Below are 5,893 nucleotides of genomic sequence, written 5' to 3'. Positions count from 1 at the left end.
CGGCCGCCCCCGGGGGTTCCCGGGGGCGGCCGCCTCTACCGCGTGTCGAGCGGACCGCTCGGCCGGTGGCCTGTTCAGTTCTGCTCGGCAGCCGCCTTCTTCAACGACTCGGTGGGCGCGAAGCGCTCGCCGTACTTGGCGGCCAGTTCCTCGGCTCGGGCGACGAAACCCTTGTAGCCCGAGGCGACGTGCTCGCCGGGTGCGGCGTAGTTCTTGGCGTACTGGCGGGTCCCGCCCGTCCACGCCGGGAACCCGATGCCGATGATGGACCCGATGTTGGCGTCGGCGTCGTCGACGATCACGCCCTCGTCCACACACTTCTGCGTCTCGAGCACCTCGGCGAACAGCATGCGGTCCACCAGGTCCTGCAGCGGGGGCGCGTTCTCCGGGGAGGTGTCGAACGCCTCCCGCAGGCCCGGCCAGAGGCCGGCGCGCTTACCGTCGGCGTACTCGTAGAAGCCTGCGCCGGCGGCACGGCCGGAACGCTCCAGCTCCTCGACCATCTTGAGGATCACCCGGTCGACCGCGTCGGGCACGAACTCCTGCCCGGCGGCCTCCGCCGCCTCGCGGGTGGCCTGACGGATCTTGACCATCAGGTTGAGGTTCAGCTCGTCGGACAACTGCAGCGGCGCCGCCGGGTATCCGGCGATGCGACCGGCCTGCTCGATGGTCGAGGGCTCGATGCCCTCGGCCAGCATCCCGATGGCCTCGTTGACGAACGTGCCGATCACGCGCGAGGTGTAGAAGCCACGGGAGTCGTTGACCACGATCGGGATCTTGCGGATCTGCAGGGTGAGGTCGATCGCCTTGGCCAGCGTCTCGGGCGTGGTCTTCTCGCCCGAGATGATCTCCACGAGCTGCATCTTGTCGACCGGGGAGAAGAAGTGCAGGCCGATGAAGTCCTCGGGCCGCTTGACGCCGGTCGCGAGGTCGGTGATGGGCAGGGTGGAGGTGTTGGAACCGAGCAACGCGTCGGGGGCGACGATGTCCTCGATCTCCTGGAAGACCTTCCGCTTCAGGTCCGGGGACTCGAAGACGGCCTCGATCACGAGGTCGCAGCCGGCGAGGGCCTGCGGGTCCGTCGTGGGTGTGATGCGGGCGAGCAGTGCGTCGGACTTCTCCTGGGTGGTGCGCCCACGCTCGAGCGCCTTGGCCTCGATGCTCTCGGAGTACGCCTTGCCCTTGTCGGCGGAGGCCTGCTCGACATCCTTGAGCACGACCTCGATGCCGGCCTTGGCGCAGACGTAGGCGATGCCCGCGCCCATCATGCCGGCTCCCAGGACTCCGACCTTGGTGAACTGCGTCCGGGGGATCTCCGAACCGTCGGCGGCCTTGGGCCGCGCTCCCCCCGAGGAGCAGTGCTGCATGTCGAAGAAGAAGGCCTGGATCATGTTCTTGGCCACGACGCCGGTCACCAGCGAGACGAAGTAGCGCGCCTCGATCTTCTCCGCGGTGGCGAAGTCCACCTGCGAGCCCTCGACGGCCGCGGCCATGATGGCACGCGGCGCCGGGGAGGGCGCGCCCTTGGTCTGCTTGCGCATGTTCGCGGGGAAGGACGGCAGGACGCCGGCCAGTGCGGGGTCCTTGATCGTGCCGCCGGGGAGCTTCCACCCCTTGCGGTCCCACGGCTGGGTGGCCTCGGGCTCGGTGCCGATCCACGCCTTGGCGGCGTCGATCAACTGCTCGGGGGCCACGACCTCGTCGACGAGGCCGGCCTCGAGCGCCTTGGCCGGCGCGAAGGACCGACCGGACATGAGGATGTTGGGCACGGCCTGGGCCAGGCCGAACATGCGGACGGTCCGGACGATCCCGCCGCCACCCGGCAGCAGACCGAGGGTGACCTCGGGCAGGCCGACCTTGGCGCCGCGGGCGTCGGCCATGACGCGGTGGTGGCACGCGAGCGCGAGCTCGAGGCCGCCACCCAGGGCCGCACCGTTGATGGCGGCCACGACCGGGACCCCGAGGGTCTCGAGGGCGCGCATCCGGCCCTTGATCTCCATGGACCGCTCGAACAGCTGCTCGGCGTCCTCGGGGCCCGCCGTGATCATGGACTTGAGGTCGCCGCCACCGAAGAAGCTCTTCTTGGCGGAGGTCAGGACGACGCCCTTGATGGAGTCCTTCTCGGCCTCGATGCGGCCGACGGTCTCCGAGAAGTCGTCGATGAAACGGGCGTTCATGGTGTTCGCGCCGTGGTCGGGGTCATCCATGGTGAGGGTGACGATGCCGTCGCCGTCCTGCTCCCACCGGAACATGTTTTCGCTCACTGGTTCTCTACTCCTCAAGGCTGTGGTGTCGGTGGTGCGGATCAGACGCGCTCGATGATGGTGGCGACTCCCATGCCGCCGCCCACGCAGAGCGTGATGAGGGCGCGCTTGCCGCCGGTCCGCTCGAGCTCGTCGAGCACGGTGCCGGTGATCATGGCGCCGGTCGCACCGAGGGGGTGGCCCATGGCGATCGCTCCGCCGTTGACGTTGAGCTTCTCGTCGGGGATGTTCATGTCCTTCTGGAACCGCAGGACGACGGAGGCGAAGGCCTCGTTGAGCTCCCAGAGATCGATGTCGTCAGAGGTGAGGCCGGCGATCTCGAGAGCCTTCTTCGCTGCCGGGGTCGGGCCGGTGAGCATGATGGTGGTGTCGGCGCCGGAGGTGGCCGCGGCCACGACACGGGCGCGCGGCGTCATGTTCATCTCCTTGCCGGCCTTCTCCGAACCGACCACCACGAGCGCGGCGCCGTCGACGATGCCGGACGAGTTGCCACCGTGGTGGACGTGGTTGATCTCCTCGACCCAGTGGTACTTCTGCAGCGCGACGGCGTCGAAGCCACCCATGTCGCCGACCATGGCGAACGACGGCGTGAGGCCGGCCAGCTTCTCGACGGTGGTGCCCGGACGCATGTGCTCGTCGTGGTCGAGAATGGTGACGCCGTTGATGTCCTTGACCGGGACGACCGACTTGGTGAACCGGCCCTCCTCCCACGCCTGGGCGGCGAGCCGCTGCGAGCGCTCGGCGTAGCGGTCCACGTCCTCGCGGGTGAAGCCCTCGAGGGTGGCGATGAGGTCGGCACCGATCCCCTGCGGGGAGAAGTACGTGTCGTAGTTGGTGGCCGGGTCCAGGGCCCAGGCCCCGCCGTCGGTGCCCATCGGGACACGCGACATGGACTCGACGCCGCCGGCGAGGACGACCTCGTCCCATCCGGAGCGGATCTTCTGGGCGGCCATGTTGATGGTGGTCAGGCCGGATGCGCAGAAGCGGTTGATCTGTACGCCGGCCACGGTGTCGGGCATCTTGGCGGCCAGCGCGGCGATGCGCGGCAGATCCATGCCCTGGTCACCGAGGGGGGTGACGATTCCGTAGATGATGTCCGAGATCCGGTTCTCGTCGAGGTCGGGGAACCGACGCCGCATTTCTTCGATGAGACCGACGACCAGGTCGATCGGCTTGACCCCGTGCAGAGCGCCGCCAGGCTTGCCCTTGCCTCGCGGAGTCCGGATGGCGTCGTAGATGAATGCCTCGGTCATGGGTTGTCCACGGCCTTTCTCTGGGCGGAACTGATACGTGTTCGAACTCAGGTTACGTTGTCCACCCAACGCGCGCGGAGTGCGGTCCGTTTTTGTCGACCCGCACCCCGCGCGCTCCGATGGCACAGTGGACCGTGACTGTCCGCGGCGTCCCGGCAGGGGCGCCGCCCGACCCGACGCGAGGACCCCCGTGACCGTGACCGACGCCGTACCCCCCGCCCTGGTCGAGCTCGCCGAGAGGTGTGGGGTCGCCACGAGCTACACCGATGCGCGCGGAGTCCGACAGGACATCACCGCCCGGACCCTGCGCGCGGTTCTGGCCGCGATGGGCGTCCGGGCCGGCGATGACGACGACGAGAGCGGCACCACGGCCCGTGAGGCCCTCGAGGAGAATCGTCTGCGGCCGTGGCGGCGGGTGCTCCCACCGACGATAGTGGCGAGGCGGGGGGCGAGCGCCAGGTGCGCGGTTCATGTCCCACGCGGTGCCACGGTGACGCTGTCGGCCCATCTCGAGGACTCGGCCGCACCGCTCGATGTGGAACTCCCCGACACCCCTGCCGAGTCGATGGAGGTCGACGGCGTGCTCGTCGACCGCGTCGAACTCGACCTCCCCGCCTCCCTCCCCCTCGGATGGCATCGGCTCGTCGCCGTGGTCTCCGACCCGTCAGCTCCCGGATCCCGGACGGTCGAGTCCACCCTGCTGGTGGCCCCGCAATCGATACCGGTTCCCGCGGACCTCACGCGACGCCGCGCGGCCGGTCTGGCCGCGCAGATCTACCAGGTCCGGTCCGAGCAATCGTGGGGGGTCGGGGACCTGGCCGATCTGGCCGACCTCGCCGGCTGGGCGGGCCGGGACCTCGGAGCCGACTTCGTCCTGGTCAACCCGATGCACGCCGGGGAGCCGTTCCCGCCGGTGGAGCCGTCCCCGTACCTACCCACCACGCGTAGGTTCGCCTCGCCTCTGTATCTCCGTCCCGAGCAGATTCCGGAGTACACCGCCCTGGCGGATGAGGACAGGCGGAGAATCGATGATCTCGCGCGGTCACAGCACCCGCACAACTCCCGGGACACCATCGACCGCGACTCCTCCTGGAGTGCCAAGCTCGATGCGCTGCGGATGGTGTTCTCGGCTCCCCTGTCGGATGATCGGGCACGGGAGTTCGACGCCTTCGTCGTCGAACAGGAACCCGGTCTCCATCGCTTCGCCACGTGGTGCGCGCTGGCGGCCGAGGCGGGCCCGGACTGGTCGCGGTGGCCCGAGGATCTCCGGGATCCGGACTCCGACGCGGTGGCGCGCTACGCGCACGACCACGCGGAGGAGGTCCGTTTCCACCAGTGGTTGCAGTGGCAGGTCGCTCAACAGCGTGCAGGGGCGCAGAGGGCGGCCCTGTCGGCGGGGATGCGTCTGGGCATCCTGCACGACCTCGCCGTCGGGGTTCATCCCACCGGCGCCGACGCCTGGGCCCTCCACCGCTCACTGGCACGCGGGGTCACCGTGGGCGCGCCGCCGGACGCCTACAACCAGCTGGGCCAGGACTGGTCTCAACCCCCGCTGCGACCGGACGCGCTCGCCGAGGATGGCTACCGACCGTTCCGGGACATCGTGCGCGCTGCGCTGCGGGACTCGGGAGGGATCCGGATCGACCACGTCCTCGGGCTCTTCCGACTCTGGTGGATACCGTCGGGACTCGCGCCCACCGAGGGAACCTATGTGCGCTACGACCACGAGGCGATGATCGGGGTCCTCGCTCTGGAGGCGTCACGTGCCGGAGCCGTGGTCGTGGGAGAGGACCTGGGGACCGTCGCACCGGGGGTTCGGGAGGAACTGTCCGAGCGAGGAGTCATGGGAACCTCGGTGATGTGGTTCGAGCAGGAGGATGGCCGGCCGACGCCTCCGGAGGACTACCGGCGACTGTGCATGGCCTCGGTGACGACCCACGACCTCCCCCCGACTGCAGGTTATGTCGATCTCGTCCACGTCGACGTCCGCGAGGAGCTGGGCCAGCTGACGGGCGATGCGGAGCAGGAGCGCCTCGATGCCGCGGCCGAGATCCGTTCCTACACCGAGGCGGTCAGGCAGCGCGGTCTCCTCGAGGGCGACAGCCCGGAAGACCTGGTGGTGGCGCTCCACGCCTTCCTGTCCGCGGCGCCCTCTCTCCTGTACGCCGTGTCCGTCGCCGACCTGGCTGGAGATCGCCGGCCGGTCAACATGCCGGGGACGTCCGAGGAGTACCCCAACTGGCGTGTCCCGCTCACCGACAGCCGGGGTGCGGTGGTCTCCGTGGAGGGACTACGTGACTCCGGCCTTGCGGGGCGGGTGTGGGGCGCGGTGGCCCGGTGAAGGTGGGGTGGTATGACGAGAGCCCCCGGGTCGCG

Annotated in this window: 3 protein-coding genes; 1 reads left to right on the top strand and 2 read right to left on the bottom strand. The window is 69.5% G+C overall.

The features are described 5' to 3' along the window. Positions 1-74: 74 nt before the first annotated feature. Both G6028_RS05925 and G6028_RS05920 read right to left on the bottom strand, forming a co-directional pair. The gene (locus G6028_RS05925; RefSeq protein WP_182640747.1) at positions 75-2,264 is read right to left on the bottom strand and encodes a 3-hydroxyacyl-CoA dehydrogenase NAD-binding domain-containing protein; all 2,190 of its coding nucleotides are present in this window, start codon (positions 2,262-2,264) and stop codon (positions 75-77) included. Positions 2,265-2,305: 41 nt separating this feature from the next. Then, positions 2,306-3,517 carry an acetyl-CoA C-acetyltransferase gene (locus G6028_RS05920; RefSeq protein ID WP_182640748.1) on the bottom strand — a complete coding sequence of 404 codons (1,212 nt, stop codon included), beginning with the start codon at positions 3,515-3,517 and terminating at the stop codon, positions 2,306-2,308. 190 nt (positions 3,518-3,707) lie between these two features. On the opposite strand from G6028_RS05920, the gene malQ reads away from it, so the two are divergent. Beyond that, positions 3,708-5,858, top strand: coding sequence for a 4-alpha-glucanotransferase (malQ, locus tag G6028_RS05915; RefSeq protein ID WP_338404157.1), 2,151 nt, complete (start codon positions 3,708-3,710; stop codon positions 5,856-5,858). Positions 5,859-5,893 lie beyond the last annotated feature (35 nt).

Origin of the sequence: Dietzia cercidiphylli (genome assembly GCF_014145145.1) — a bacterium.
Taxonomy (GTDB): domain Bacteria; phylum Actinomycetota; class Actinomycetes; order Mycobacteriales; family Mycobacteriaceae; genus Dietzia; species Dietzia natronolimnaea.
Note: the sequence above shows the minus strand (reverse complement) of the source record. Positions and strands in the feature narration are given on the sequence as shown.